This is a genomic window from Clavibacter michiganensis, from assembly GCF_002151125.1.
Lineage (GTDB): Bacteria > Actinomycetota > Actinomycetes > Actinomycetales > Microbacteriaceae > Clavibacter > Clavibacter michiganensis_C.
In genome coordinates this window covers 19,237-45,988 of sequence record NZ_MDJZ01000008.1, presented here as the reverse complement: position 1 = coordinate 45,988, position 26,752 = coordinate 19,237, and the positions used below count along the sequence as shown (strand labels likewise).

17 protein-coding genes are annotated in these 26,752 nt (G+C 73.9%); 4 read left to right on the top strand and 13 right to left on the bottom strand.

The genetic code is table 11. The features are described 5' to 3' along the window. Positions 1-82: 82 nt before the first annotated feature. From BFL37_RS05415 to BFL37_RS05385, 7 genes are all read right to left on the bottom strand, one after another. The gene (locus BFL37_RS05415; protein ID WP_086514138.1) at positions 83-1,114 is read right to left on the bottom strand and encodes an AAA family ATPase; all 1,032 of its coding nucleotides are present in this window, start codon (positions 1,112-1,114) and stop codon (positions 83-85) included. Positions 1,115-1,172: 58 nt separating this feature from the next. After that, on the bottom strand, positions 1,173-7,181 hold the full coding sequence (locus BFL37_RS05410) for an Ig-like domain-containing protein (RefSeq protein ID WP_086514137.1): 6,009 nt from the start codon (positions 7,179-7,181) through the stop codon (positions 1,173-1,175). Beyond that, on the bottom strand, positions 7,178-8,734 hold the full coding sequence (locus BFL37_RS05405) for a serine/threonine-protein kinase (RefSeq protein ID WP_086514136.1): 1,557 nt from the start codon (positions 8,732-8,734) through the stop codon (positions 7,178-7,180). Before BFL37_RS05405 ends, BFL37_RS05410 begins: the two co-directional genes overlap by 4 nt. A 212-nt stretch (positions 8,735-8,946) precedes the next feature. Then, positions 8,947-10,272 carry a citrate synthase gene (locus BFL37_RS05400; RefSeq protein ID WP_086514135.1) on the bottom strand — a complete coding sequence of 442 codons (1,326 nt, stop codon included), beginning with the start codon at positions 10,270-10,272 and terminating at the stop codon, positions 8,947-8,949. 172 nt (positions 10,273-10,444) lie between these two features. Continuing rightward, the gene (dapC, locus tag BFL37_RS05395) at positions 10,445-11,557 is read right to left on the bottom strand and encodes a succinyldiaminopimelate transaminase (RefSeq protein ID WP_086514134.1); all 1,113 of its coding nucleotides are present in this window, start codon (positions 11,555-11,557) and stop codon (positions 10,445-10,447) included. Positions 11,558-11,562: 5 nt separating this feature from the next. Further along, positions 11,563-11,883: a ferredoxin gene (fdxA, locus tag BFL37_RS05390; protein WP_086514133.1), complete on the bottom strand. Its 321-nt coding sequence runs from the start codon at positions 11,881-11,883 to the stop codon at positions 11,563-11,565. Positions 11,884-11,923: 40 nt separating this feature from the next. After that, positions 11,924-13,282 carry a PIG-L family deacetylase gene (locus tag BFL37_RS05385; RefSeq protein WP_086514132.1) on the bottom strand — a complete coding sequence of 453 codons (1,359 nt, stop codon included), beginning with the start codon at positions 13,280-13,282 and terminating at the stop codon, positions 11,924-11,926. 178 nt (positions 13,283-13,460) lie between these two features. Between BFL37_RS05385 and efeU the strand changes: the two genes are divergently transcribed. The 3 genes from efeU (at position 13,461) to efeB (ending at position 16,991) form a co-directional block, all read left to right on the top strand. After that, the gene (efeU, locus tag BFL37_RS05380; RefSeq protein WP_086514131.1) at positions 13,461-14,354 is read left to right on the top strand and encodes an iron uptake transporter permease EfeU; all 894 of its coding nucleotides are present in this window, start codon (positions 13,461-13,463) and stop codon (positions 14,352-14,354) included. 82 nt (positions 14,355-14,436) lie between these two features. Continuing rightward, on the top strand, positions 14,437-15,648 hold the full coding sequence (gene efeO / locus BFL37_RS05375) for an iron uptake system protein EfeO (protein WP_086514130.1): 1,212 nt from the start codon (positions 14,437-14,439) through the stop codon (positions 15,646-15,648). After that, positions 15,648-16,991 (top strand): iron uptake transporter deferrochelatase/peroxidase subunit, encoded by a 1,344-nt coding sequence (gene efeB / locus BFL37_RS05370; RefSeq protein WP_172403746.1) that lies wholly within the window; start codon positions 15,648-15,650, stop codon positions 16,989-16,991. Before efeO ends, efeB begins: the two co-directional genes overlap by 1 nt. A gap of 32 nt (positions 16,992-17,023) precedes the next feature. On the opposite strand, the gene BFL37_RS05365 is transcribed toward efeB, so the two are convergent. From BFL37_RS05365 to BFL37_RS05350, 4 genes are all read right to left on the bottom strand, one after another. Continuing rightward, positions 17,024-17,500 carry a hypothetical protein gene (locus BFL37_RS05365; protein WP_241533876.1) on the bottom strand — a complete coding sequence of 159 codons (477 nt, stop codon included), beginning with the start codon at positions 17,498-17,500 and terminating at the stop codon, positions 17,024-17,026. 51 nt (positions 17,501-17,551) lie between these two features. After that, on the bottom strand, positions 17,552-19,459 hold the full coding sequence (gene typA, locus BFL37_RS05360) for a translational GTPase TypA (protein ID WP_086514128.1): 1,908 nt from the start codon (positions 19,457-19,459) through the stop codon (positions 17,552-17,554). Positions 19,460-19,573: 114 nt separating this feature from the next. Beyond that, entirely contained in the window at positions 19,574-21,427 is a 1,854-nt protein-coding gene (locus BFL37_RS05355; protein ID WP_086514127.1) for an ABC transporter family substrate-binding protein, read from the bottom strand. Between the two features lie 98 nt (positions 21,428-21,525). Then, positions 21,526-23,217 carry an ABC transporter ATP-binding protein gene (locus tag BFL37_RS05350; protein WP_086514126.1) on the bottom strand — a complete coding sequence of 564 codons (1,692 nt, stop codon included), beginning with the start codon at positions 23,215-23,217 and terminating at the stop codon, positions 21,526-21,528. Between the two features lie 71 nt (positions 23,218-23,288). On the opposite strand from BFL37_RS05350, the gene BFL37_RS05345 reads away from it, so the two are divergent. Beyond that, positions 23,289-23,894 (top strand): PH domain-containing protein, encoded by a 606-nt coding sequence (locus BFL37_RS05345; protein ID WP_086514125.1) that lies wholly within the window; start codon positions 23,289-23,291, stop codon positions 23,892-23,894. Positions 23,895-23,947: 53 nt separating this feature from the next. Here the strand turns inward: BFL37_RS05345 and BFL37_RS05340 are convergent, their stop codons facing one another. Together BFL37_RS05340 and BFL37_RS05335 are read right to left on the bottom strand one after the other, a co-directional pair. Continuing rightward, on the bottom strand, positions 23,948-25,141 hold the full coding sequence (locus BFL37_RS05340; protein ID WP_086514124.1) for an ABC transporter permease: 1,194 nt from the start codon (positions 25,139-25,141) through the stop codon (positions 23,948-23,950). Between the two features lie 3 nt (positions 25,142-25,144). After that, positions 25,145-26,671 carry an ABC transporter permease gene (locus BFL37_RS05335; protein WP_086514123.1) on the bottom strand — a complete coding sequence of 509 codons (1,527 nt, stop codon included), beginning with the start codon at positions 26,669-26,671 and terminating at the stop codon, positions 25,145-25,147. Positions 26,672-26,752: the final 81 nt, after the last annotated feature.

Here is a 26,752-nt window from a genome sequence, read left to right as displayed (position 1 = left end):
GAATATGGGATCCCGGCGCGCGCGGGCGCGACGGCGTCGGCGGGATCCGGGGCGCCGGCCGCGCCGCGCGTCCCGACCGCGGTCATCCGCCCGGCCGCGCGCCCGCGGCGTGGGCGCCCGTGCCGCCGGCGCTCGCCGACGGCGCCCCCGCGTGCCCGTCGCGGGGCGGCGCGGTCTCGATCAGGATCTGCGACAGCACGCTCGTGGGTGTGACGCCGTCGAACTCGGCCTCGGGATCCAGCAGCAGGCGGTGCGCGAGCACGGGCTCGGCGAGCGCCTTCACGTCGTCGGGCACCACGTAGTGCCGGCCGTCGGCGGCGGCCCAGGTGCGCGACGCGCGCACGAGCGCGAGGGCGCCGCGCACGCTCGCGCCCAGCCGCACCTCGGGCGCCGTGCGGGTGGCGTCGACGAGGCGCACCACGTAGTCGGCGACCGCGGGATCCACGTGCACGGTCCCCGCGCGCTCCTGCAGCGCCCGCACGGCGGCGGCGGACGCGACGGGCGCGAGCGTGACGTCGTGGGCGCTCACGGCGGCGCCCTGCAGGATCCGCAGCATCGACTCGTGGTCGGGGTACCCGATGGAGGTGCGCAGCAGGAACCGGTCGAGCTGCGCCTCGGGCAGCGCGTAGGTGCCGGCCTGCTCGATGGGGTTCTGCGTCGCGATGACCATGAACGGGTGCCCGACCTCGTACGGGGTGCCGTCGACCGTGACGCGGCCCTCCTCCATCACCTCGAGGAGCGCGGACTGGGTCTTCGGGCTCGCGCGGTTGATCTCGTCGGCCAGCACGATGCTCGCGAACACCGGCCCGCGGTGGAACTCGAACTCGCCCGTGCGCTGGTCGTAGACGCTGACGCCCGTGATGTCGCCCGGCAGCACGTCGGGCGTGAACTGCACGCGGCTGTGCGTGCCGTCGACGGTCTGCGCCATGGCCCGCGCGAGCGAGGTCTTGCCGGTGCCGGGCACGTCCTCGAGCAGCAGGTGCCCGCCCGTGACCATCGCGGTGAAGGCGAGGCGCACCACGTGCGACTTGCCGAGCAGCACCCTCTCGACGTTCCGCACGAGCGCGGCGAACTCCTCCTGGAAGGCGCGGGCCTCGTCTGGCGTCATGGTCATGTGCGGGTGCCTCTCGGATGCGGCATCGGGTCCGGCGTCGGGACCGCGGGAACGGCCGTCATCCGCGGTGGGCGTACGTGTACAGGGTGCCCGAGTTCGCGGTGACGCGCACGTCGAGGATCCGCTCACCGCCGGCGGCTACGCGGCAGGATCCGGCCGCGCCCGACGACGCGTCGGTCCACGCGCCCTGCCCGCCGCAGCGCCACTCGCTGCGGGCGTACCCGCCGCCGTCCGCGACCCGGGCGCCGCGACCGGCGGCCGGCGGCATCGAGGTCCACGAGAAGGTCGTGACACCGGCCGCGTCGGTCTCCGACCGCACCTCGCCCGCGCGCGCGTCCACGGCGGTGCCGGCGGAGACGGGATCCGACCAGCCGCTCGAGCGCTGGCGCCCGTCGCCCGAGTCCTCGAGGACGCGCAGCTGGATCGTCGCGCCGACTCCCGTGCGCGGCAGCGTGAGCGCCTGGCCGACGCCGATGGGGACGCCGTCGCCCTGCCCGTCGACCCGGTACAGCAGCAGCGCCGACGCGGACGGGTCACCCGGCCGGTAGCGCGCGTCGGCGAGGAACGCGCGGAAGACGCCGTCGGCCGAGCGGTCGGGGCTCGGCAGGTCGACCGTGACGACGGGCGTCGACGGCGCCGTGCGCGGCGTCAGCTGCCCGGCCTCGACGACCGTGCAGCCCTGGCTGTTGGCGGCGAGCACCGCGAAGGCGACGGGCTCGTCGATGGCGAGTCCCGTGAAGACGTGGCTGGTGGCCCCGCCCACGTCGACCGCGGGGCCGTGCTCGGCGGCCCACGGCGCGACGCCCTCGGTGGCGACGGAGCAGCCGGGCGCGGATCCAGGCGCGTACGCGGCGACGAGGTAGCGGATCCCGTCGACGCCCTGGCCCTGGAACGCCGGCCACGACACGGTGACGTTCGTCTCGTCGACCCCGTACGCGGTCGCGGTCGGCGCGCCGGTCGCGGTCGGGGCGCCCCGCGGCGTGCCGCTCGCGGTGGCGGCGAGCCACGCGGATGCGTCCTGCACCTGGGCGCTGTTGCGCGCGGCCACCGACACCGCGACGGGCACCTCGGCGACGAGCGACGGATCCCGCACCTCGACGCTCGTGGCGTCGGCCGCGACCTGCCGGGTGATGCCGCCCACCCCCACGACGTACTGCGTGACGGGGCTCGACGACGACGGCACGGCGGACGGCTGCCACGAGACGCGCAGCCCGTCGACGAGCGGCTGGATCGCGAGGCCGGCGGGGGCGGCCGGGAGCACGTCCGACCAGAGGCCCGAGATCGACACCGGATCCGAGGTGCCCACGCCGTTGACGGCCGCGACCTCGATCTGCACCGCGTTCGCCGGGCCGTTGCCGGGCGTCGGCACGGTGCACGTCGTGGACGGGCAGGTGACCGTCGCGGTCGCCGTGCCGCCGCGGAGCACGCGCACCTGGTAGCCCGTGATGGCGGATCCGTTGAAGGCGCCCGCCTCGAACGCGACCGTGAGCGAGCGGTCCTCGAAGCCCGACGCGCGGAGGGCGGAGACGGGTCCGGGCCGGTCCTGCACGCGGATCACGACGGTGCCGAACGCGGCCCGCCCCGCGTCGCCCGTGGCGTCGCGCACCTCGTACTGCACGCGCACGTCGCCGGGCTCGGCGTCGGCGGACGCGGTGACGGCGAGCGTCGCGCGGTCGTCCGACGGGGTCACGGTCACGCCCGCGGGGAGGCTCGCGCCGTCGGCGCCGCGGATGGAGGCGACCGTGAGCGGCGTGCCCGGGAAGGGGTTGCCCGCCTGGTCGTTGGCGAGCACGTCGATGGAGGTGGAGGATCCGCGGGTCACCTCGCCCTCGTCCGTCGCGGGCTGCGCGAGCGGTCGCGTCGAGGGCACCAGGCGGAGGTCCACGCGGCCGGCGCGCCCGGTCTGCGACGCGTCGCGGACGGCCACCGGGAACGACGCGGCCGCGCCCGTCTCCACGCCCTCGTCGGCGGAGATGCGGAGCGTGCCGCCGTCGATCGACGCGCGGAACCCGGCGGCGACGGATCCCTGCAGCGCGAACGCGAGCTGCCCGCGGTCGTCCGCGTACGGGTAGGTGGTGAGGCGGCCGAGGTCGACGTCCTTGGACTGCCCGGGCTCGAGGTCGATGACCGCGCCCGTGAACACGGGCGGCTGGTTGTCGGCGGGCGTCACCGTGATGGGCAGCACGAGCGCGGCCGTGCGCCCGTCCGCCCCGCGTCCGTCGGTCACCGTGAACGAGATCGCCGCCGGCCCGAAGTACCCCGGCTCGCTCCGGTACGCGATGGTGTCCTCGTCCACGAGCTCGACGGGTCCGTCGGCGTGCGTCGCGGACAGCGCGTTCGGATCCGCGATGCGCACGGCCCGGCCGCCCGCCGCGACCACCTGCCGGTCGAGGTCGACCACGAGCCGCTCGCCGCTCGCCACGGTGGGACGCGGCTCGCCGACGCGCAGCTGCGGCAGCGTGTCCTCGAAGCCGGGCACCCAGATGAAGGCCGTCGCGGAGACCGCCGGGTCGTCCGGCCGCGCGACGGTGAAGGGGACGATGCGGCGCTCGTCGCCGACCTCGACCCGGATCCGGCCGTCGTCCGTCACGCGCGCCACGTCCTCGTAGCCCGCGCCGACGCCGAGCACGAGCGACGACACGTCGCCCTCCGCGGAGAAGACGCCGCGCATCACGTCGACGTCCACGCTCGACCGGTCGAGCACGTCGGAGAGCTGGAGCACCGTGTCGCGCGCGATCGGCCGGGTGGGCGGCGCGGCGGGATCCACGATCACGGTGAGGAACGCCTCGTCGCTGCCGCCGCGCGCGTTGCGCACCCCGTAGACGTAGCCGTAGCGCCCGGCCGCGTCGGGCGCCTCGACGCGCACGGTGTCGCCGTCGAGCCCGGCGACGAGCCCCTCGGCCTGCGGCTGCACCGACACGAGCGAGAGGGCGCCTCCGTCGGGATCCGTGTCGTTCGCCAGCACCTGCACGCGCAGCACGCGGCCCGGCCGCACGGTCACGGTGTCGGCGGTCGCGACGGGGTTCCTCGCGCCCTCGACGCGCGTGCTGATGCCGACGCGGATCGTGCCGGTCGCCCGCGCGCCCAGCCCGTCGACCACCGCGTACGCGAAGGCGTCGGTGCCGGTGGAGTAGTCGCCCGCCTGGTAGTCGATCCAGTCCGGCCCGACCTCGACGACCTGCCCCCTCTCGGGCGCCGTGTCCTGCCCGAGGAGCCGCACCGAGTCGCCGTCGGGGTCGATGCCGGTGAGCGGGACGGGGATCCGCACGGTCTCCCCCGCGAGCACGCGCGCCGTCAGCGGACGCGGCACGGGCGCCGCGTTGGTCTCGACGTCGGCCTCGCGCACGGAGACGGTGAGGGTCGCGGTCGCCCACTGGCCGTCCGGCGCGACGGCCCGGTAGACGGCGGTGTAGTCGCCCGTGCGGTCGGGCGCGAGGTAGCGCAGGCGGTCCTCGCTCGCGAAGAGGAGGCCGGCGCCCTCGGGCAGGGGATCCACCAGCTCGGGGTCGAGGCGCAGCGGGTCGCCGTCGGGCTGCTCGTCGTTGGCGAGCACGGGGATGTCCACGGCGTCGCCGACGCGCACGGCCACGCGGTCGTCGGTCGCGACGGGCGGCTGGCGCACGGCGGGCTCGGGCACCTCGATCACGGTGATCACCCCGGTCGCCTCGGCCACGCCGTTGCTCACGCGGTAGGCGACGTCCACGGGCCCGTCGAGCGGCCGCGTCAGGCTGATCCGCACGAGACGCTGCCCCACGACCTCGGCGCGCACGCCGACCGCCTCGTCGGGCGAGGTCGCGTCGGTGATCACGAGCACGCCGCCCGCGGGGTCGAAGTCGGTGGCGAGCACGTCCACGTCCGTCGCCTGGAGCGCGCGCACGAACACGGTGTGCGGCACGGTCACGGGCCGGCCGTCGGACTCGGGGGCGCCGCGCACCTCGACCCGCACCACGCCCGTCGCCGTGGTCCGCCCGTCGGTGACCGTGTACTCGACGAGGTGCGTGCCGGCCTGGCCGCCCTGGAGGCGGAACGTGCCGGCCTCGAGGTCCGGCGTGATCTGCACCCCGGCCCGCGCGGGCACGGCCGCCAGCCGGATGGCCCCGCTCCCGCCGCGCGCGTGCGTCAGCGGCTCGACCGTGATCTCGCGCCCGATCGACGCCTGCACGACGAAGCCCTCGGCCACGAGCGGCACGTCGCCGGCGCGCCGCACGGTGACGACCAGCTCGCCGGATCCCTCCTCGCGCCCGTCGGACACCTGCAGCGCGACGGTCCGCGTGTCGCCGCCGGCCCCCGCGTCCGTGTAGACGACGCGGCCCTCGGGCTTCCAGCTGACGGCGTCGGGCGCGGCGACGCTCGCGCGCGTGAGGAACATCGGATCCCCGTCGGGGTCGTACCAGCCGCCCAGCACGTCGGTCTGCAGCCGGTCGCCCTCCGCCACCGTGCCGGTCGCGGGCCGCGCCTGCACGGGCGGCGCGTTCTCGTCGGCGTCGCGCACGGCGACGCGCACGTCGGCCGTCGCGGTGCCGCCGCGCCCGTCGCTCACGACGTAGGAGAGCCGCACGACCCCGGACGCGCCCGCGGCGAGCGCGAGCTGGAGGCCCTGGCCCTCGTCCACGATGTCGACGGCGCCGACCTCGGCGTCCACGGGCGTGACGGAGTCGATCACGAGCACGTCGCCGTTGGGGTCGTGGTCGTTGAGGAGCACGGGCAGGGCGGTCGTGCGGCCGGGCCGGGCGCCGAGGTCGTCGTCGACCGCGACGGGCGGCTGCTGCACGCGGTCGGTCTCGGGCGGGGTGTCGGCGGTGTTCTGCTCGACGACGGTGTCGGAGCGGTCGCGGTCGATGAGGTCCGACCAGTTGTCGATGCGGCCCGCGTCGCGCTGCACGGCCCAGGCGGTGCCGCCGCGCGTGTCGTTGAGCACCACGCGCGCGCCGTCCACGACGAAGCGGAGGGCCGCCTGCGCGGGCATCGAGCCGAGGCCGGCCGTGGCGCCCGCGGCCGTGCGGCGCGCGTCCCCGGCGCCCTCGTCGGCGATCGTCGCGGGGGCGAGGCAGCGCTGCCAGCCGGATCCGTCCGTCCAGCCCGCGTACTCGCAGCCGGCCACGCGCACCGGCCGCGCCGGGTCGCCGCGCACCGCGTCGTCCACGACGACGGGATCGCCGCCCGCGACCGGCACCTCGACGAGCCCGCCCGAGTGCGCGACGAGCACGCCCGTCCCGTCGGTCGACGCGCGCTGCAGGGCGACGCGCGCGTCGGCGGCCACGGATCCGGCGAGGTCCACCTTCCGCCCGTCCACGAGCAGGGCGCGCGCGTCGGCGTCGTAGAGCGCCCAGCGGCCGTCGACGGAGGTGAGCGCGAGGCGCTGCCCGGCGGGGCGGCCCGCGTCCCCCGCCTGCACGGTCTCGCCCGCGAGCGCGGCGGCGGGATCGGCGGCCGGGGCGTCCGCCTCCTCGGCGCGCGCGCCGACGGGACCCACGTCGACCGTCTCCTGCACCGTGTCGTCCGTGGCCGCCTGGATGCGCGACAGCGTCCCCGTGGCGGCCGAGTACACGAGCAGCGTGCCGTCGTCGCCCATGGACGCGACGGCGTCGGCGCCGAGGATGAGCGTGGGCGCGCTCGCGGCGTCGAACGCGGAGAGGCCCGCGACCGGCACGAGCCACAGCTGGCCGGTGGCGGGCACGAGGATCGCGGCGCGGGATCCGGCCAGCATGACCTCGGCGCCCGCCGGCAGGGGCGCGGTGTCGACGACCTCGCTCGTCGCGTCGTCGACCACGTCGAGGCGCGAGCTGCCGCGGTCGGCGAGCAGCACGGTGGATCCGGCCTGCAGCACGTCGATGTCCTCGCTGCGGGAGTCGACGACGCTGTCGAGCTCGAGCACCGCGGTGTTGGCGCGGCCGATGGCCTGCTGCGCGGAGTTGACGACCCACACGGATCCGTCGTCGAGGTCGACGCGCTGCGCCTGGTAGCCGTCGGAGACGAGCGCGAACCCGGTGAGGAGCGCGAGCACGACGGCGCCGCCCGTGACGGTCGTCGCGGCCTGGCGGTGGCGGCGGATCCACTCGCGGATCATCGCGGCAGCTCCGCGCACTTCTCGGTCGACGCGTCCCCGGCGACGCCGTCGCGCGTGACGGTGACGGTGATGCAGGCGCGCTCGCCCGGCCCCGCGGCGTCCGACGCACCCGCCGTCACGCGGAACGTGGTGTCGCGCTGCGTGCTCGGCAGCCCGCCGTCGCGCACCACCTGGTACGCGTCGCCGGCGCCGAGGCCGGGGTCGCTCCACGAGAACAGCACGCCCTCGGCGGTGGCGGCGGCCTGGATCTCGCCCACGACCGGGATGTCGCGCGGCGCGGTGCCGCCGCCGGATCCGCCGAGGAGCGCGCCCACGAGCACGCTGGCGGCGACCGCGCCGGCGGCGGCCGCGACGATCGCGATGCGGTGCCGGGCGAGGAACGCGCGGCGGCCGGGGACGGCGGGCCGCGCGGGGGTCGAGGCGCCGACGGGCCCGGATCCGGACCGGCCCAGGGACGTGGACGCGGATCCCGCGCGCACCGGCTCGGACGCGGCCGAGGGCGCACCGGGGCGCGGGGCGCCCGCCGTCGCGCGCACGCTCGCCGGGGCGGCCTTCCGCCGGGCACGCCGGACGCCGCCCGCGCCGCCCGGCCCGGTCGTCCCCGGATCCACCTGCACGATGCCGCGCACGCGCGTGGGGTCGTCGTCCTCGTCGACGCCCGCGGCCACCGCGGACGCCCACTCCTCGCTCGCGACCTCGAGCGGCGTCTGCGCGAGCCGCAGCTCCGCCTCCACCGCCTGCAGCTCGCGCACGAACGCGAGCGCGGACTCCGGCCGGGCCTCCGGCTGCCGGGACATCGCGCGGCGCAGCACCAGCTCGAGCCGCTCGGGCACGTCAGGGCGCCCGGTGGGCAGGGGCCTGGCCCTCTGGATCCGGGCCACGAGGTCCGCGGGCGCGTTCTGCCCGCCCGGCACCTCGAACGGGCTCCGGCCGGCGAGCAGCGAGTACACGGTGGCCGCGAGCGACCACACCTCGCTCCGCACGGTGCCGGGGCTCTCGTCCGCGAGCACCTCGGGCGCCGACCACGGGATCGACAGGCCGACGGCGTCGGTCGCGGCCGCGTCCTCGAGCGTCGAGGCGATGCCGAAGTCGCTGAGGACGGGGTGGCCGAACGCGGTCGTGAGGATGTTCGCGGGCTTGATGTCGCGGTGCAGCACGCCCGCGCGGTGGGCCGTCTCGACGGCGCTCGCGATGCGGATCCCGACGCGCAGCACCTCGGCGACGCCCAGCGGCTCGCGCCGGTACCGGTCGCTGAGGCTCGACGAGCAGAGCTCCATCACGAGGTACGGCCGGCCGTCGGCCGCGACGGACGCCTGGTGCACCGTGAGCACCGACGGGTGCGCGCTCAGCTGCGCCATGAGGTCGGCCTCGGCGCGGAACATGGCGCGGAGGCGCTCGGTCACGATCTCGGCCAGCATCACCTTCACGGCGACCTGGCGGCGCGGCATGTCCTGCTCGTAGAGGAACACGTCGGCGAAGCCCCCGGAGCCGAGGACCGTCACGTACGTGAACCCCGGCAGCACCGGCGGGGAGGACGGCAGGCGTCTGGCCATGGCCCCCTCTTCGGGTCGGGACCGACGGCAGGGGCTGTTGCGGGCGGCGGATGGATCTCTCGCTGTGAGACGAGTCTAGGTCGCCGATCCGCGCGGGAACACGGGTCGGCGGTCTCCGGACGCCCCCTCTTCGGGAGCGGTCGTGACGGCCGCGCGACCGCCCCGTGACGGCCCCTAGGGAGCGTCGCGCGGCGGCCGCAGGGCCGGTCGGGTCAGTCGCGCGGCGGCAGGTCGCGGGCGCCCTGGCCGATGTAGAGCTGCTGCGGACGGCCGATCTTCGTGGCCTGGTCCTCGTTCATCTCGCGCCAGTGCGCGATCCAGCCGGGCAGGCGCCCGATGGTGAACAGCGCCGTGAACATGCGCGTGGGGAAGCCCATCGCCTTGTAGATGACGCCCGTGTAGAAGTCCACGTTGGGGTAGAGCTTCCGCTCGATGAAGTAGTCGTCCGCGAGGGCGACCGCCTCCAGCTCCTTGGCGATGTCGAGCAGCGGGTCCTGGATGCCGAGCGCCTCGAGCACCTCGTCGGCGCTCTCCTTCACGAGGCGGGCGCGCGGATCGAAGTTCTTGTAGACGCGGTGCCCGAAGCCCATGAGGCGGACGCCGTCCTCCTTGTTCTTCACGCGCTCGACGTAGCGGTCGACGCCCTCGCCGGAGTCGCGGATGCGGCCGAGCATCGAGAGCACGGCCTCGTTCGCGCCGCCGTGCAGCGGGCCGAACAGCGCGCCGATGCCCGCGGAGACGGAGGAGAACATGTTCGCCTCGGTGGATCCGACGAGCCGCACGGTCGACGTCGACGCGTTCTGCTCGTGGTCCTCGTGCAGGATCAGCAGGCGCTCGAGCGCGCGGCTGACCACCGGGTCCACCTCGTAGGCCTCGGCGTTGTTGCCGAAGTTCAGGCGGAGGAAGTTGTCGACGAAGCTCAGCGAGTTGTCCGGATAGAGGAACGCCTGGCCGAGGCTCTTCTTGTGGGCGTACGCCGCGATGACCGGCAGCTTCGCCAGGAGGCGCAGCGTCGAGATCTCGACCTGCTCGGGATCGTGGACGCTCAGCGAGTCCTCGTAGTAGGTGGAGAGGGCGGACACCGCGCTCGAGAGCACCGACATGGGGTGCGCGTTCGTGGGCAGGGCGCGGAACAGGCCCTTGAAGTCCTCGTGCAGGAGCGTGTGGCGGCGGATGTCCTCCTCGAACCCGCCGAGCTCGTCCGCGGTGGGCAGCTCGCCGTGGATGAGGAGCCAGGCCACCTCGAGGTAGCTCGACTGGCGCGCGAGCTGCTCGATCGGGTAGCCGCGGTAGCGGAGGATCCCCTGCTCGCCGTCGATGTAGGTGATGGCCGAGCGGGTCGACGCGGTGTTGACGAAGCCGTTGTCGAGCGTCGTGAGGCCCGTCTTCTTCGTGAGCGCGGAGATGTCGATGCTGGACGCGCCGTCGACCGCGGGGAGGATGGGGAACTCCACCCGGCCGCCCGGGTACGTCAGCGTCGCCGTCGGCTTCTCGTCCGTCGTCGGCTTCTCGTCCGCCTGCTGCCCGCCATCGGTCACGGCGCCTCCTCGAGTCTGGTGTGGATGACCCGGGGGATGCGCGCCGCCGGGCGCTCGTGGCGCCGTCGCGGCGTCGGGATCCGAGCCGACTACAGCCTAAAGGGCCGACCGGGACACTGTCGCCTCCGCCAGCATCCGGCCGGATCCGTTGGAGGTCGTGCGACGCCGCGTGCTACGCGGTCGCCCCGGCGCGGAGCCGCGCGGCCGCCTCGGCGATGCGCTCGTCGGTCGCCGTGAGCGACAGGCGCACGTGATCGGGCGACGCGTCGCCGTAGAAGGGGCCGGGCCCGCCGAGGATCCCGAGGTCGGCGAGCTCGGCGATGCCCTCCCAGGCGTCGCGGCCGCGGGTCGCCCAGAGGTAGAGGCCGGCCTCGCTCGAGTCGATGCGCCAGCCGGCGTCCTCGAGCGCGGGCCGCAGGGTCGCGCGCCGGGCGCGGTACAGCTCGCGCTGGGCGTGCACGTGCTCGTCGTCGCCGAGCGCCACGGTCATGGCGTGCTGGAGCGGCGCCGGTGGCAGCAGCCCCGCGTGCTTGCGGACGCGGATCAGCCGGGCGATGAGGTCCCGGTCGCCCGCGACGAGCGCGGCCCGGTACCCCGCCAGGTTCGACTGCTTGCTGAGCGAGTAGAGCGCGAGGACGCCCGCGTGGTCGTCGCCGACGACGCGCGCGTCGAGGATCGAGGGCGTGGGGCCGTCGGCCCACTCCCCCTCCCAGCCGAGCTCGGCGTAGCACTCGTCGCTCGCGATCACGGCGCCGAGCTCGCGGGCCCGGGCCACGGCGGCGCGCAGCTCCTCGACGCCGAGCACGCGGCCGTCGGGGTTGCCGGGCGAGTTGAGCCAGACGAGGCGCGTCGTCGCGGGCCAGTCGGCCGGGTCGTCGGCGGGCACGGACTCGGCGCCCGCGAGCGCCGCGCCGATCGCGTAGGTCGGGTAGGAGACGGTCGGGTGCACGACCGCGTCGCCCTCGCCGAGGCCGAGCATGAACGGCAGCCAGGCCACCATCTCCTTGGACCCGATGGTCGGCAGCACCTGGTCGGCGCCGAGCGTCGCGTTCCGGCGCCGGGCATGCCAGTCGACCATCGCCTGCCGGAGCTCGGGCGTGCCCACCGTGGTCGGGTACGCGTGCGCGTCGGTGGCCCAGGCGAGCGCGTCGCGGATGAGGGTCGGGGTGGGATCGACCGGCGAGCCGATGCTCAGGTCGACGATGCCGCCCGGGTGCCGTCCCGCCCGCTCGGCGTAGGGGGCCATCTGGTCCCAGGGGTAGTCGGGGAGCTCGCCGAGGGCCACGCGCGTCAGCCGTTCTGGGGCGGGAGCGCGGCGATGACGGGGTGGTCGCCCGCGGTGACGCCGACCTTGGTCGCACCGCCCGGGGATCCCATCTCGGCGAAGAACTCGACGTTGGCCGTGTAGTAGTCCGACCACTTCTCGGGCAGGTCGTCCTCGTAGTAGATGGCCTCGACCGGGCACACCGGCTCGCAGGCGCCGCAGTCCACGCACTCGTCGGGGTGGATGTAGAGCGACCGCTCGCCCTCGTAGATGCAGTCCACCGGGCACTCGTCGATGCAGGCGCGGTCCTTCACGTCGACACAGGGCAGGGCGATGACGTAGGTCACTTCGGGCGGGTCCTTCCGGGAGCGGTGGGGCCCGACGAGTCTACGCGGCGCGCGAGCCCGTCCCGGCCGGGGCCGGGGCGTCGGATCCCGCGGCGACGGCGGCATCGGGCCGCGCGTCGGCGCCGGGCGCGCGCGCCGAGAACCGCGGCCAGACGACGATCGCGGCCACGAGGATCGCGGGCGCGATGGCCCAGACCTGGCTGATCCCGTCGGCGGGGAACAGGACGGATCCGCTCGGCCCGCCCGAGCCGAGCACCGCGACGGCCGCGACCGCGCCGATCCCCAGGCAGAGCGCGTGCAGGCGGTCGACGAGCAGGAGGCGGAACGCGACGAGCAGGCACGCGAGCGTCGCGAGCGCGAGCGCGAGGCCGACCGGCAGCGCGACGCCGCCCACCGGCAGGGTGGCGCGGTGGGCGGCGGTGCCGACCGCGCCGACGAGCAGGCCGAGGACGAGCGCGGCGGCCGCCGTGCCGAGGCGCTGCACGCCGCGCGGGGGCCGGGGCGTCCCGTCGTCGGGCGCGGCACCGGCGGGGCGGTGCATGCGGAACAGCTCGACGGCGGCGATGGGCGCCCCGACGCCGTGCGAGAGCGCGAACTGGTCGCCGTCGACGACGGTCTGCGTGCGGTGCGCGGCGATCGCGCGGATCTTCGCGTCGAGCACCTCGGACGCGTCCACGGCGAGGTCGACGTCCTCGTCCGGCAGCACGAGCGCGCCGGCGGGATCCGCGTCGGGCGCGGGGAACCGGCCGCGTGCCACCACGAGCTCGTGCGCCTCGCGGGCCGACGACGCGGTCGTGGTGACGAGGTACGCGGGGACCCCCGCCTCCTCCGCGGCCCAGGTCGCGATGACGTGCGTGCGCACGTGGTCCGGGTGGCCGTAGCCGCCGTGGTCGTCGTAGGTGACGACGCTCGTGGCGTCGACGTCGGCGATCACCGCGAGCACGTCGCGCGCCTCGTCGGCCTCGTCGCCCGCGCACAGCGAGTCGGGATCCAGCGGGCGCAGCGCCACGGGCACGCCGTCGTCGCCCCACTCCATGCCGGAGTCGACGTAGCGCCGGGGCTCGAGGCCCTTCCAGCGCGCGTCCGCGTCGCCGAGGAACCGGTGGTCGGTGACGCCGAGGGCGGCCATGGCGTCGGCCAGCTCGGTCTCGCGGTGGTCGGCGAGCGCGCGCGGGTCGCCCTCCAGGTGGCGGAGCTCCGCGGGGATCACCTCGCCGCGCTCCCCCCGCGTGCACGTCAGCACCGTGACGGGCACGCCGTCGCGCACGAGCTTCGCGATGGTCCCGCCCGTGACGATGCTCTCGTCGTCGGGGTGGGCGTGCACGAACAGGACGTGCTCGCGCTCGGGACGCGGGGTACGGGCAGCCCGATCGGGGCGTCGGGACGTGCCGGGGATCATCGGGCGATCCTATCCGCGCGCCGGAGGCCGCTCCCTGGGCGCCGGAGCCGGGAGGGCGACTGGACGCCCGGGTGCCCGCGCGCTACTGTGCACGAGGTAAGGCAAGCCTCACCTAAATTTCCCCATATCCCGCAATAGGGCGCGTCCCCTCGCGTCCGCCGCCCGGAGAGGCGCACGCGTGCTCGCGAACTACCTGATCGGCCTGCGCGAGGGCCTCGAGGCCGCGCTGGTTGTCACCATCCTCATCGCCTACGTCGTCAAGATCGGCCGCCGCGACGTGCTCGGCCGGCTCTGGCTCGGCGTCGGGCTCGCGGTCCTCCTCGCCCTGTCCGTCGGCGCGATCCTCACGTACGGCGCCTACGGCCTCACGTTCGAGGCGCAGGAGGCCATCGGCGGATCCCTCTCCATCGTCGCGACGGGGCTCGTGACCTGGATGGTGTTCTGGATGCTCCGCACCGCGAAGGACATGCGGTCCGAGCTGCAGGGCGCCGTCGACCGGGCCGTCGCGGGAGCCGCCTGGGGCCTGGTCGCCGTCGCCTTCCTCGCCGTCGGCCGCGAGGGGATCGAGACGGCCCTGTTCCTGTGGTCGGCCGTGCAGGCCACCGGCGCCACGACCGTGCCGCTCGTCGGCGCGGCCCTCGGGCTCCTCACCGCCGTCGCGCTCGGCTGGCTCGTGTACCGCGGGGTGCTCCGCATCGACCTCGCGCGCTTCTTCACCTGGACCGGCGCCCTCCTCATCGTCGTGGCGGCCGGCGTGCTCGCGTACGGCGTGCACGACCTCCAGGAGGCGGGGATCCTGCCCGGCCTCGGCGCGCTCGCGTTCGACGTCTCCGGGGCGGTGCCGCCCGGATCCTGGTACGGCACGCTCCTCAAGGGCACCGTCGGCTTCTCCCCCGCCACCACCTGGCTCGAGGCGACCACGTGGGTGCTGTACGTCGTGCCGACCCTCACCGCCTACCTCGTGCTGGCGCGCCGCGGTCGGCGGGCGCGGCCGGCGCCGGCCGCCACGGCCCCCTCCGCCCCGGCCGCCGCCGACCCCGCCCGCGTCGCCGACGCGACCTCCGCTCGCTGACCACGGCGCACGCCTCCCGCTCCCCCTCCCTCCCCCGCTCCATCCACCGCCCGGCACCCCGGCCCGCTCCCCCGAAGGACCCATGAAGCGCTCCACCCTCCCCGCCGCCGCCCTGCTCGCCGGCGCCGCCCTCGCCCTCTCGGGCTGCGTCGCGAACGCCCCGACCGGATCCGCCGGCGACGGCGCCTCCTCCGCGGAGTCCGGCGTCACGCAGCTCACGGTCGACAGCTCGGCCGACGCGTGCACCGTCTCGGCCACGACCGCCCCGAGCGGCACCGTGTCGTTCCACGTCACGAACTCCACCGACCAGGTGACCGAGTTCTACCTGCTCGCGGACGACGGCCTCCGCATCGTGGGCGAGGTCGAGAACGTGAGCCCCGGGATCGAGCGCGACCTCGTGCTCACCGCCCAGCCCGGCAGCTACTACACCGTGTGCAAGCCCGGCATGGTGGGCGACGGCGTGGGCCGCGCGCCCTTCACCGTCACGGGCGACCAGGTCGGGCTCGCCGGCGACGCCGAGCAGCAGGGCCAGGACGCGGCCGCCGCGTACCTCGCCTACGTCAAGGACCAGGTCGGCCGCCTCCTCCCGGCCACGCAGGGGTTCGCCGACGCGTACCTCGCGGGCGACGACGAGCGCGCGCGCTCCCTCTACCCCACGGCCCGGGCGTACTACGAGCGCGTCGAGCCCGTCGCGGAGTCGTTCGGCGACCTCGACCCGGAGATCGACTTCCGCGAGGCCGACGTCGAGCCCGGCACCGAGTGGACGGGCTGGCACCGCATCGAGAAGGACCTCTGGCAGCCCGCTCCCGCCGCGAACGGCGGTGAGGCCTACGCGCCGCTCGACCAGGCGGATCGCGCGCACTTCGCCCAGGAGCTGACCGCCGACACCCAGCGCCTCTACGACGCGGTGCACGCGGACGGCTTCGCGGTCGACATCTCCACGGTCTCCAACGGCGCGGTCGGGCTGATGGACGAGGTGGCCTCCGGCAAGATCACCGGCGAGGAGGAGATCTGGTCGCACACCGACCTCTGGGACTTCCAGGCGAACCTCGAGGGCGCGCGCGTCGCGTACGAGGGCGTGCGCGACATCGTGGAGCCGAAGGACCCGCAGCTCGTCGCCACGCTCGACGCGCGGTTCGCCTCCCTCGAGCAGGACCTCGCCGCGTACGGATCCCTCGAGGAGGGCTTCACGACCTACGACCGCCTCACCACGGACCAGGTCAAGGGCCTCGCGGACGGCGTGAACGCGCTGGCCGAGCCGCTGTCGGAGCTCACCGGCACGCTCGTCGGCTGATGACCGACGACGTGACCACGGTCCCCGCCGACCGGCCCGCTCCCGCGACGCCCCCGTCCGCGGAGCCCGGCCCCGCCGGCATCTCCCGCCGCGGCGTCCTCGGCCTCCTCGGCGCGGGCGCGCTCGGCGGCGGCCTGGTGGGCGCGGCGGGCGGCGTCGTGGCCGACCGCGCCTTCGCGGGCGCGCGCCAGGCCGCGGGCGGCGCCACGTACGCGTTCCACGGCCCGCACCAGGCCGGGATCACGACCCCCGCCCAGGACCGCCTGCACTTCGCCGCCTTCGACGTCGCCGACATCGACCGCGCCGGCCTCGTCTCGCTCCTCGAGGACTGGAGCGCCGCCGCCGCGCGCATGACGGCCGGCGAATCCGCGGGCGCGCTCGGCGCCGTCGACGGCCCGTACGACTCCCCACCGGACGACACGGGCGAGGCGCTCGACCTGCCGCCCTCGGGGCTCACCATCACGTTCGGCCTCGGCCCGTCGCTGTTCACGACCGCGGACGGCGTCGACCGCTTCGGCATCGCCGACCGCCGCCCCGCCGCGCTCGTCGACCTCCCGCGCTTCCCGGGCGAGGCGCTCGTCGCCCGGGCGACGGGCGGCGACCTCTGCGTCCAGGCATGCAGCGACGACCCGCAGGTGGCCGTGCACGCGATCCGCAACCTCTCGCGCATCGCGTTCGGCCGCGCCTCCATCCGGTGGTCGCAGCTCGGCTTCGGCCGCACCTCGTCGACGAGCCGCGCCCAGGTCACGCCGCGGAACCTCTTCGGGTTCAAGGACGGCACCGCGAACGTGAAGTCCGAGGACACGCGCCAGGTCGAGGACCACGTCTGGGCCGACGCGGGATCCACCCCCGCCGAGGCGTGGATGCGGGGCGGCTCGTACCTCGTCGCCCGCCGGATCCGCATGACCATCGAGACCTGGGACCGCTCGTCGCTCCGCGAGCAGGAGCGCGTGGTCGGCCGCACGAAGGGATCCGGCGCGCCCCTCAGCGGCGGCGACGAGCACACGGCGCCGGACTTCGCCGCCACGGGCCGCGGCGGCGCGCCGCTCATCGACCCCGCCTCGCACGTGCGCCTCGCGCACCCGGACGCGAACGACGGCGCGGTGCTCCTCCGCCGCGGCTACAACTTCGTCGACGGCAACGACGAGCTCGGGCGGCTGGACGCGGGCCTGTTCTTCCTCGCGTTCCAGCGGGATCCGCGGACGCAGTTCATCCCCGTCCAGCGGAGCCTCGCCCGCGATGCCATGAACGAGTACCTGCGCCACGTGGGCAGCGGGATCTGGGCGGTGCCGCCGGGCGCGACGCGCGACGGCTACGTCGGGGAGACGCTCTTCGCCTCCTGACCGCCCGTGCCCCGCCGCCCAGGCCGCCTGCCTCAGCGCCGGGGCAGCACCACGTAGGTGGCGACCGGCGAGCCCGGATCCGCCGACACCGTCACGATGACCGTGTAGGCGTCCGACTCGAACCGGCCGTAGCCGCTCTGCGCGTCGCTCGCCACCTCGCTCGACGCGTAGCCGGTCGCCTCCAGCCGCGCCTGCGCGTCCTGGAACCCGCCCTCGACGTCCGGCACGGCGACCTGCGCCACCCAGCCGGTGCCCTCGGGCGCCGCTCCCCCGCCGAGCAGCTTCCCCTCGGGGAAGGGCACGGCATCCGTCGGGAACGAGTCGGGCACATGGCCGTCCGTGGACACCTGCACCTTGCCGAGCGTGTCGCCGATGACGTCCTCGACGCTGTGGCGCATCTGCTCCGCGCCCTCGTGGGCGGCCTCGCGGACGACGTCGCCGACCTGGCTGCAGCCCGCGAGCCCCAGCCCGGACCCGAGGGCCGAGACGAGGACGAGCCCGGCCGCCAACCCCCCCCTGCGGAGGGACCGGACGGACGGGCTCGTCGGGGTCATGCTGCGCTACGCGTTCTGCTTCTTCAGTCGCGACGTCTTGCGCTGTCGGGCGTTCGCGTCGAGCTCGACCTTGCGGATCCGCACGAACTCGGGCGTGACCTCCACGCACTCGTCCTCGCGGGCGAACTCGAGGCACTCCTCGAGCGTCAGGTTCCGCGACGGCGTCATGCGCTCGAAGGAGTCGGAGGTGGACTGACGCATGTTGGTCAGCTGCTTCTCCTTGGTGATGTTCACGTCCATGTCGTCGGCGCGCGAGTTCTCACCCACGACCATGCCCTCGTAGACCTCCTGGGTGGGCTCCACGAAGAACGACATGCGCTCCTGCAGGGCGACCATGGCGAACGGCGTGGCGACGCCCGCGCGGTCGGCGACGATCGAGCCGTTGACGCGGGTCGTGATCTCGCCCGCCCACTGCTCGTAGCCGTGCGACACGGCGTTGGCGATGCCCGCGCCGCGCGTGATCGTGAGGAACTCGGTGCGGAAGCCGATGAGGCCGCGCGAGGGGACGACGAACTCCATGCGGACCCAGCCGGTGCCGTGGTTGCTCATGCCCTCCATGCGGCCCTTCCGGGCGGCGAGGAGCTGCGTGATCGCGCCGAGGTACTCCTCCGGCGAGTCGATGGTGAGGTGCTCGTAGGGCTCGTGCACCTTGCCGTCGACCTGCTTGACGACCACCTGCGGCTTGCCGACGGTGAGCTCGAAGCCCTCGCGGCGCATCTGCTCCACGAGGATCGCCAGCGCGAGCTCGCCACGGCCCTGGATCTCCCAGGCGTCCGGGCGGCCGATGTCGACCAGCTTGATGGAGACGTTTCCGATGAGCTCGCGGTCGAGGCGGTCCTTGACCATGCGCGCGGTGAGCTTGTGGCCCTTGACCTTGCCGATGAGCGGGCTGGTGTTGGTGCCGATGGTCATCGAGATGGCCGGGTCGTCCACCGTGATGGTGGGCAGCGGGCGGACGTCTTCCGGGTCGGCGAGCGTCTCGCCGATGGTGATGTCCTCGATGCCGGCGACGGCGACGATGTCGCCGGGGCCCGCGGACTCGGTCGGGAAGCGGTCGAGCGCCTTGGTGATCAGCAGCTCGGTGATCTTCACGTTCTTGACGGTGCCGTCGTGCTTGACCCACGCGACCTGCTGGCCCTTCTTGATCGTGCCGTTGAAGACGCGGAGGAGGGCGAGGCGGCCGAGGAACGGCGACGCGTCGAGGTTGGTGACGTGGGCCTGCAGCGGGTGCTGGTCGTCGTAGGTGGGCGCCGGGACGTGGTCGAGGATCGCCTTGAAGAGCGGCTCGAGGTCGTCGTTGTCCGGCAGCGTGCCGTTCTCGGGCTTGTTCGAGCTCGCGGCGCCGTTGCGGCCGGACGCGTAGACGACGGGCACGTCGAGGATCGCGTCGAGGTCGAGGTCCGGGTGCTCGTCCGACATGTCGGAGGCGAGGCCGAGGAGGAGGTCCTGGCTCTCGGCCACGACCTCGTCGATGCGCGCGTCGGGGCGGTCGGTCTTGTTGACCAGGAGGATCACGGGCAGCTTCGCCTCGAGCGCCTTGCGGAGCACGAAGCGCGTCTGGGGCAGCGGGCCCTCGGACGCGTCGACGAGGAGCACGACGCCGTCGACCATGGACAGGCCGCGCTCGACCTCGCCGCCGAAGTCGGCGTGGCCCGGGGTGTCGATCACGTTGATGACGATGGGCGTGCCGTCGGCGTGCTTCCCGTTGTAGAGCACCGCGGTGTTCTTCGCGAGGATCGTGATGCCCTTCTCGCGCTCGAGGTCGTTCGAGTCCATCATCCGGTCCTCGCCCTCGAAGTGGGCGTCGAACGAGTTCGTCTGCTTGAGCATGGCGTCGACCAGGGTCGTCTTGCCGTGGTCCACGTGGGCCACGATGGCCACATTGCGGAGGTCGTTGCGCGCGACTAGCGCCATAGTGCTGTCCTTCAGTGGAGAGGGTGCCGGCCTTGTCATCAAGGGAGGAGGGCGAAGAGCCGCCGTCTGCTATTCCCAGCGAGCACCAGCCTACCGTGCGGATGCAAGCCGGGCTCAGGGAGCGTCGGGGGCGAGCGTCCAGCGCCAGGCGTCGTCGAGGATCCCGGCCTGGTGCGGCGACACCTGCACGCCGCCCACGCGGGCCTGCACGCCCGCGAGCGCGGGGCGCTGGTAGAGCGGCAGGCCGGCCCGGTCGCCGTACATGCGGCGGTCCAAGCGGAGCAGCAGCTCGGCGCGCGCGTCCTCGTCCTCGGTGCGGCTGAGCGACGCGAAGAGGGACGCGACGTCGGGGTCGACCGTCGTCTCGCCGTCGCGGGCGTCCGCGCGGGCCTCGTACGCGGCGCGGATCCCCGCGACGGACGGGTACGCGTCCTCCGAGGAGAGGAGCGCGACGTCGTACGCGCCCGGCTGGTCGAGCACGTCCTCCCACTGCGGCGTCGAGCAGTCCGTGACGACGAAGCCGGCCTTCTCCGCGGAGTCGCGGATGGCGTCGAAGGCGGCCACCCGGCGGGGATCGGCCGGGTCGAAGAGCACGCAGACCTCGGGAGCCGTCTGGCCGACCGAGGCGAGGAGCTGCCGCGCCTCGTCGAGGTCCACGTCCTCGAAGCGGCTGGACCCGTTGGCGCGCACCTGGTCCGGGTACCCCTCGGTGCCGGGCGCGAGGACGAAGGAGTCGCGCGTCGTCGCGTCGGGATCCGCGGGCAGCGCGGCCTCCCGGACGATCGCGTCGCGCGGGACCGTGGAGAGGAACGCGGTGCGGACGGCGGCATCCGACATGGCGGGGTCGCGCGCGCCGAGGGTCTGCAGGTCGAGCCGCTCCCAGGTCGCCGAGGATCCCCGGACGACCTGCACGCCGTCGATCCCGGCCAGCGCGTCGGCCACCTCGCCGTCGGCCTCGGGCGCGATGACGTCGACCTCGCCCGCCGCGAGCGCGGCGACGGCGGCGTCCGGATCCTCGATGGTGGACACGACGATGCGCTCGACCGACGGCCGGTGCGTCCCCGTGTAGTAGCGGTTGGCGCGCAGCGTGATGGAGGTGCCCGGGTCGATCGACTCGATGGCGTACGGGCCCGAGCCCACGGCGCGATCGGGGTGCGCCGCGATCTCGGCCACGCCGAAGCCGCGGTTCCACGCGTCGGAGATGGGCGAGAGGAGCTCGGGCGCGCGATCCTGGACGGCGTCCACGAGCGATTGCTTGGCGCGCCCCGGGCTCGACATGTCGAGCGCGAGCTGCACCACGCTGTGCGCGGGCAGGCCCACCTCGAACGCGAGGCGCCAGTCGGGCGTGTACTCGTCGAAGACCATGGTGATCGACCGGCCGCCGTCCCCGATCTCGGGTGTGCGGGTGACGTGCGTGAGCGCCTCGTCGGCGGCCGCGTCGAAGAAGACGGTCTGCTCCGGAAGCGGCCCGGTGTAGCCGCCCGTCGCCTCGTCGACGTAGCCGGCCGGGTCGAACCCGGGGGTGTCGAGGGCGCCGGATCCGGCGGCCCACGCGAGCAGGAGGTCGGCCGCGTCGACGGGCTCGCCGTCGGACCAGCGGACGCCCTCGGCGACGGTGTACTCCACGGTGAAGGGGTCGCGCGAGACGACCTTCGCGGATCCGAACCCCGGGTCCGCCGCGACGGTGCCGTCCGCGGACACCTCGGAGAACCGCGAGTTCGTCGCATGCACGATCTCGCGGTTGCCGTCGGTGCCGCCGGTGCGCGACGTCGCGTTGTAGGAGGTGAACGACGTGGGGATGGCGGCGCGGATCTCGGTGTCGGCGACCGTCCCCGTGGTGGGCGAGCAGGCGGCGAGGCCGGCGACGAGCGCCAGGGCGACCGCGGCGGACGCGCCGCGGACGGCCCGGCGGATCCCTCGCGGGCGCCGGGCTCGAGCGGCCCCGGGGCCTCGCGTGTCGCTGTCCATCGCCGTCGATCCTACGCGAGCGCCACGACGAGGCCCGCCGCCCGCGCGCCCCCTGGAGGGGGTGCGACGGGCGGCGGGCCGGGTCGTGCGGGTGCGGATCAGGCGGCGGGCGGCTGCTCGTCGCGCAGCGCCTCGCGGAGCTGGCGGCGCTGCTGCTGCTGGTCGGGATCCGGCAGCGGCACCGCGGCGATCAGCTTCTGCGTGTACGGGTGCTGCGGGTTCCGGAGGATCGTCTCGGTCGGCCCCTGCTCCACGATCTTGCCGTGGTTCATCACGACGATGCGGTCGGCGAGGAGGTCGACCACCGCGAGGTCGTGGCTCACGAAGAGGCACGCGAACTGGAGCTCCTCCTGGATCTCCTGCAGCAGCTGGAGCACGCGGGCCTGCACCGACACGTCGAGCGCCGAGGTGGGCTCGTCGGCGACGAGCACCTTGGGCCGGAGCGCGAGCGCGCGGGCGATGCCGACGCGCTGGCGCTGGCCGCCGGAGAGCTCGTTCGGGTAGCGGTTGCGGAAGCTGCGGGGCAGCTCGACCTGCTCGAGGAGCTCCTCGACCCGGTCGCTCTGCTGCTTCTTCGAGAACTGCCCGGAGAGCTCGAGCGGCTCGCCGATGCTCTGGCCGATGGGCCAGCGCGGGTTGAGCGAGGAGCCCGGATCCTGGAACACGATGCCGATCTCGCGGCGGACGGCCCGGAGGTCCTTGGCCGAGATGCCGGTCATGCGGCGCCCGGCGACGGTGAGCTCGCCGCCCGCGACGGGCAGCAGGCCGACCGCGGCGCGCGCGATGGTGGTCTTGCCGGATCCCGACTCGCCCACGACGCCGACGACCTCGCCGGGGTGGATGTCGAACGACGCGCCCGTGACGGCCCGGAACGCCGGCACGCGGCCGAGCTTCGGGTAGTCGATGTCCACCTCCTTGAGGGAGATGGCGGGCTCCGTGGTGCGCTCGGCGATCTCGACGTGCGAGGCCTCCCCCGTGCCGAGGTGCGGCACGGACGCGAGCAGCTGCTTCGTGTACGGGTCCTTCGGCGACTGGAAGATCTCGCGCACCGATCCGCGCTCGACGATGCGGCCGCTCTTCATCACGATGACGTTGGTCGCGAGGTCGGCGACCACGCCCATGTCGTGCGTGATGATGACGATCGCGCTGTTGAGGCGCTGGTGCAGCTTCCGCAGCAGGTCGAGGATCTCCGCCTGGATCGTCACGTCGAGCGCCGTGGTCGGCTCGTCCGCGATGAGCATGTCGGGGTCGCACGAGAGCGACTGGGCGATCATCGCGCGCTGGCGCTGGCCGCCCGAGAGCTGGTGCGGGTAGGAGTCGAACGCCTTCTCCGGATCCGGCATCTCGACGAGCTTCAGCAGCTCGAGCGCGCGCACCTTGGCGACCGACGGGATGATCGAGTTGTGGACCCGCAGGGCCTCCACGATCTGGAAGCCCACCGTGTAGACGGGGTTGAGCGCGGTCATGGGCTCCTGGAAGATCACGGCGATGTCGTTGCCGCGCGCCTTCCGCAGGGTCGCCTGGTCGGCGCCGACCATCTCGACGCCCTTGAGCTTCGCGCTGCCCTGGACCCGGCCGTTCTTGGGCAGCAGGCCGAGCAGCGACATGGAGCTGACGGACTTGCCGGAGCCGGACTCGCCGACGATCGCGAGCACCTCGCCCGGGTTGACCGTGTAGTCGAGGTCGACGGCCGCGGGGATCCACTCGTCGCCGACCCAGAAGTCGACGCCGAGGCCGGTGACCTCGAGGATGGGGACGATCGGGTCCGCCCCGTTCGCGTGAGCGCTCATGCTGCGGCCTCCTGGCTGCTGGGAGTGGTGGTGTCGAGGGGCGCCCCCGCGGGCCGTGGGACGATGAGGCCATGGACCAGCCCGTCGTCATCCGCCCGTCGTTCGGACGCCTGCTGACCGTGATCGTGTCGGCGATCGCGGTCCTGGTGCTCGTCAGCACCGTGGTCGGCGGGAGGGCCGACCTCCTGCCGACGGCCGTGTGGGGCCCGGTCATGCTGGCCTACGCGTCGTGGCTCGTCTTCTGGCACCCGCGGGTGCGCATCGCGACCGAGGGCGTCGAGATCCGCAACGTCTTCCGCACGCACGAGATGTCGTGGCCCGCGATCCGCGACGTGGACACCAAGTGGGCCCTGAACATCACGACCGCGCACGAGCGCGTCACGGCGTGGGCCGCTCCGGCTCCCGGCCGCCACTCGAACGCCTACATCACGACGAAGGAGGAGCGGAACCAGCCGTACCTCAGCGCCATGATGCAGGACGCGCGACGCGGCGACCTCCCGCGCACCGACTCCGGCGACGCGGCCACGGTGATCCGGCTGCGCCTGGCCGACCTCCGCGAGGCGGGCCACCTGGGCGGCCCGGTCGAGGAGGAGGGCCGGCGCGTCCGCACGCACTGGGCGGAGATCGCCGTGCTCGCGGTGCTCGTCGCGGCCACGGTGCTGACCGGCCTGCTCTGACGCCCGACCGACCGGACGCACCCGGCTGAGCGGCCGGCGCGAGTCGGTGATCGTCATCGGCCGTCCGTGCTGTCGGGCGCCTGGCCGTCGGCGGGACCGTCGGCCTGGGCGTCCGGCCGCGCGGACCCGACGGGCGGCGGCACGCGCACGCCCTCGGCGCCGGACCCGACCTGCGGGCCCTGGTCGCGGCGGTCGCGCCCGGTGAGCATCGCGAACATCTGCTTGTACGGGCCCTGTCCGCCCGGCATGCGGCGCTGGCGCGGGTCGAACGCGTCGCGCAGGCCGTCGCCGATGAAGTTGATGGACAGCGCGATGATGATGATGAACAGTCCCGGGAACCAGAACAGCCACGGCCGGGTCGCGAAGGCGCCCTGGTACTCGTTGATGATCTGGCCGAGCGAGACGTCGGGCTTCACGATGCCGAACCCGAGGAAGGACAGCGCCGCCTCGAGCAGGATGGCCGCGCTCATCAGCAGGGTCGTGGAGACGATGACCACGCCGATGGCGTTGGGCAGGATGTGCCGGAACACGATGCGGCTGTTCGAGGCGCCGGCGACGCGCGCCGCGTCGACGAACTCGCGCTCGCGCAGGCTCAGGAACTCGCCGCGCACGAGACGGGCGAGCGACGGCCACCCGATGAGGCCGAGCACGATGCCGAGGACCACCGCGCCGAGCCCGCCGAAGGTGCGGCCGAGGACGGCCGCGATGACGATCACGGGGATCACGATGATGAGGTCCGTGAAGCGCATGAGCAGCGAGTCGATGCGGCCGCGGAAGAAGCCCGCGACGGCGCCCACGACGATGCCGATGAACGCGGCGATGATGCCGTAGAGCACCATCACGACGATGGACTGCTGCGTGCCGCGCATGACGCGGGCGAAGATGTCGCGGCCGATCTCGTCCTGGCCGAACGGGTGCGCGCCGAACTGGAAGGGCAGCACCCACGTGGGGTTGCCGCCGTTGACGATGGCCGACGCGTCCTCGTAGCCCCACATCCACCATCCGGGGATCCGGAGGCCGAAGAACTGGATGCCCACGGACGAGTACACGAGGATCACCATCAGCAGGAGGACCACGAGCGCCGTCATCGCGCCCTTGTGTCGGAGGAACCGGCGGCGGACCACGGTGCCCTGGCTGAGGCCCTCGACCTCGCGCTGCTCGATCGAGAGCTCGGAGTTCGCGCCGCCCTCGGGGAGGTGCGGGTCGTTGTGGGGGTCGTTGGGGTTCCCCATCAGCGAATTGGTCATGTGTCAGCTCACCCGGATTCGAGGATCGAGGACCGAGTACAGGATGTCGGCCAGCATGTTGAAGATGACGGTCAGGATGCTGGTGATCAGGATGAATCCCATCAGCGGGTTGAGGTCGGTCCTGGTCAGGGCGTCCTGGAACACGGACCCCATGCCCTTCCAGGCGAAGATCGTCTCCGTGATCACGGCGCCGCCGATCAGGCCTCCCACGTCGAAGGCGATGACGGTGGCGACGGGGATCATGGCGTTGCGGAACGCGTGGCGCATGATCACGGTGCGCTCGGTGAGGCCCTTGGCCCGCGCGGTGCGCACGTAGTCCTGGTTCATCACCTCGAGCAGGCTCGCCCGCGAGTAGCGCGAGTAGCTCGCGACGGAGATGAGGAGGATCGCGATGGTCGGCAGCAGGAGGTGCGTGTAGCTGTCGAGCATGCCCTGCCACACCGAGCCCTGGAGGCCGGGCGTCACGGCGCCGACGGTGGCGATGGGGCGGCCGCGGGTGTTGGTCACGTAGTCCGGCCACACCTGCATCACGCGGTCGACGATGATCAGCATCGCGACGAGGCCGCCGGTGATGCCGGCGCCGCGGGCGACGATGGGCTTGTCGTTCTGGCCGACGACGTAGCCGACGACCACGCCGACCACGATGAACCCGACGATGAGGACGATGGTGATCCACCAGGGGGCGGAGACCGTCAGCACGTACTGCAGCGGGTACCAGAGCGCGGCACCGAGGGCCGCCATCGCGAGGGCCGAGTAGAACGCCCGGCGGTTGCGCAGCCCCGTCGACAGCGACGTGATGAGCACCGCGACGAGCGCGCCGAGCGCGGCGATGAGCACGATGCCGAGACCGGGGCGCGAGAACCAGTCCGTGGCGACCAGGTAGACGAGCACGACCGCGGTGATGACCGTCGCGGAGCCGAACACGATGAGGCGCGGCTTCGGGTCGCCGCCGATGATGCTCATCCAGACGAAGCCCGACACGAGCGACAGCACCACGATCATGATCGGCGGGATCGACGGGTTCACGAGGAAGTCGTTGAAGCCGATGGCGACGTACTGCTTGAGGAGCACGGCGACGAAGAAGATCGGCAGCGAGAAGAAGAGGAACGACGCGAAGGTGACCGTGTAGTCGTAGCCGCTGTACTGGCGGAGCGCGGTCGTCATGCCGATGGAGACGCCGATGAGCACGGCGATGATGGTGGCGATCGTCACGAGCTGGATCGTCTGGCCCGCGGCGTTGGCGATGAGGTCGTTGACCTCGCGGCCGTCGATGGCCCTGCCGAGGTCGATCTGGCCGATGAAGACCTTGAACACGCCCCCCAGCCAGAGGAAGTAGCGCAACGGCGACGGGACGTCGAGGTCGAGGAGGTCGGTCCGGGCGGCGATGAGCGCGTCGCGGTTGGGCGACGGGTTCTCGCGCAGGTCGCCCAGCGGATCACCCGAGTTGGCGGCCAGGTTGTAGATGATGAAGCTGGCGCCCAGGAGGACGAAGAACGACGCGACGAGACGTCTCAAGACGAAGGTAAGCACAGGGCGACGACGTCCCTTTCTGTGTTCGGCCAGGGCTCGTGACCCGGCCCGACGAGAGCATACGCGGCCGGATCCGCGGAT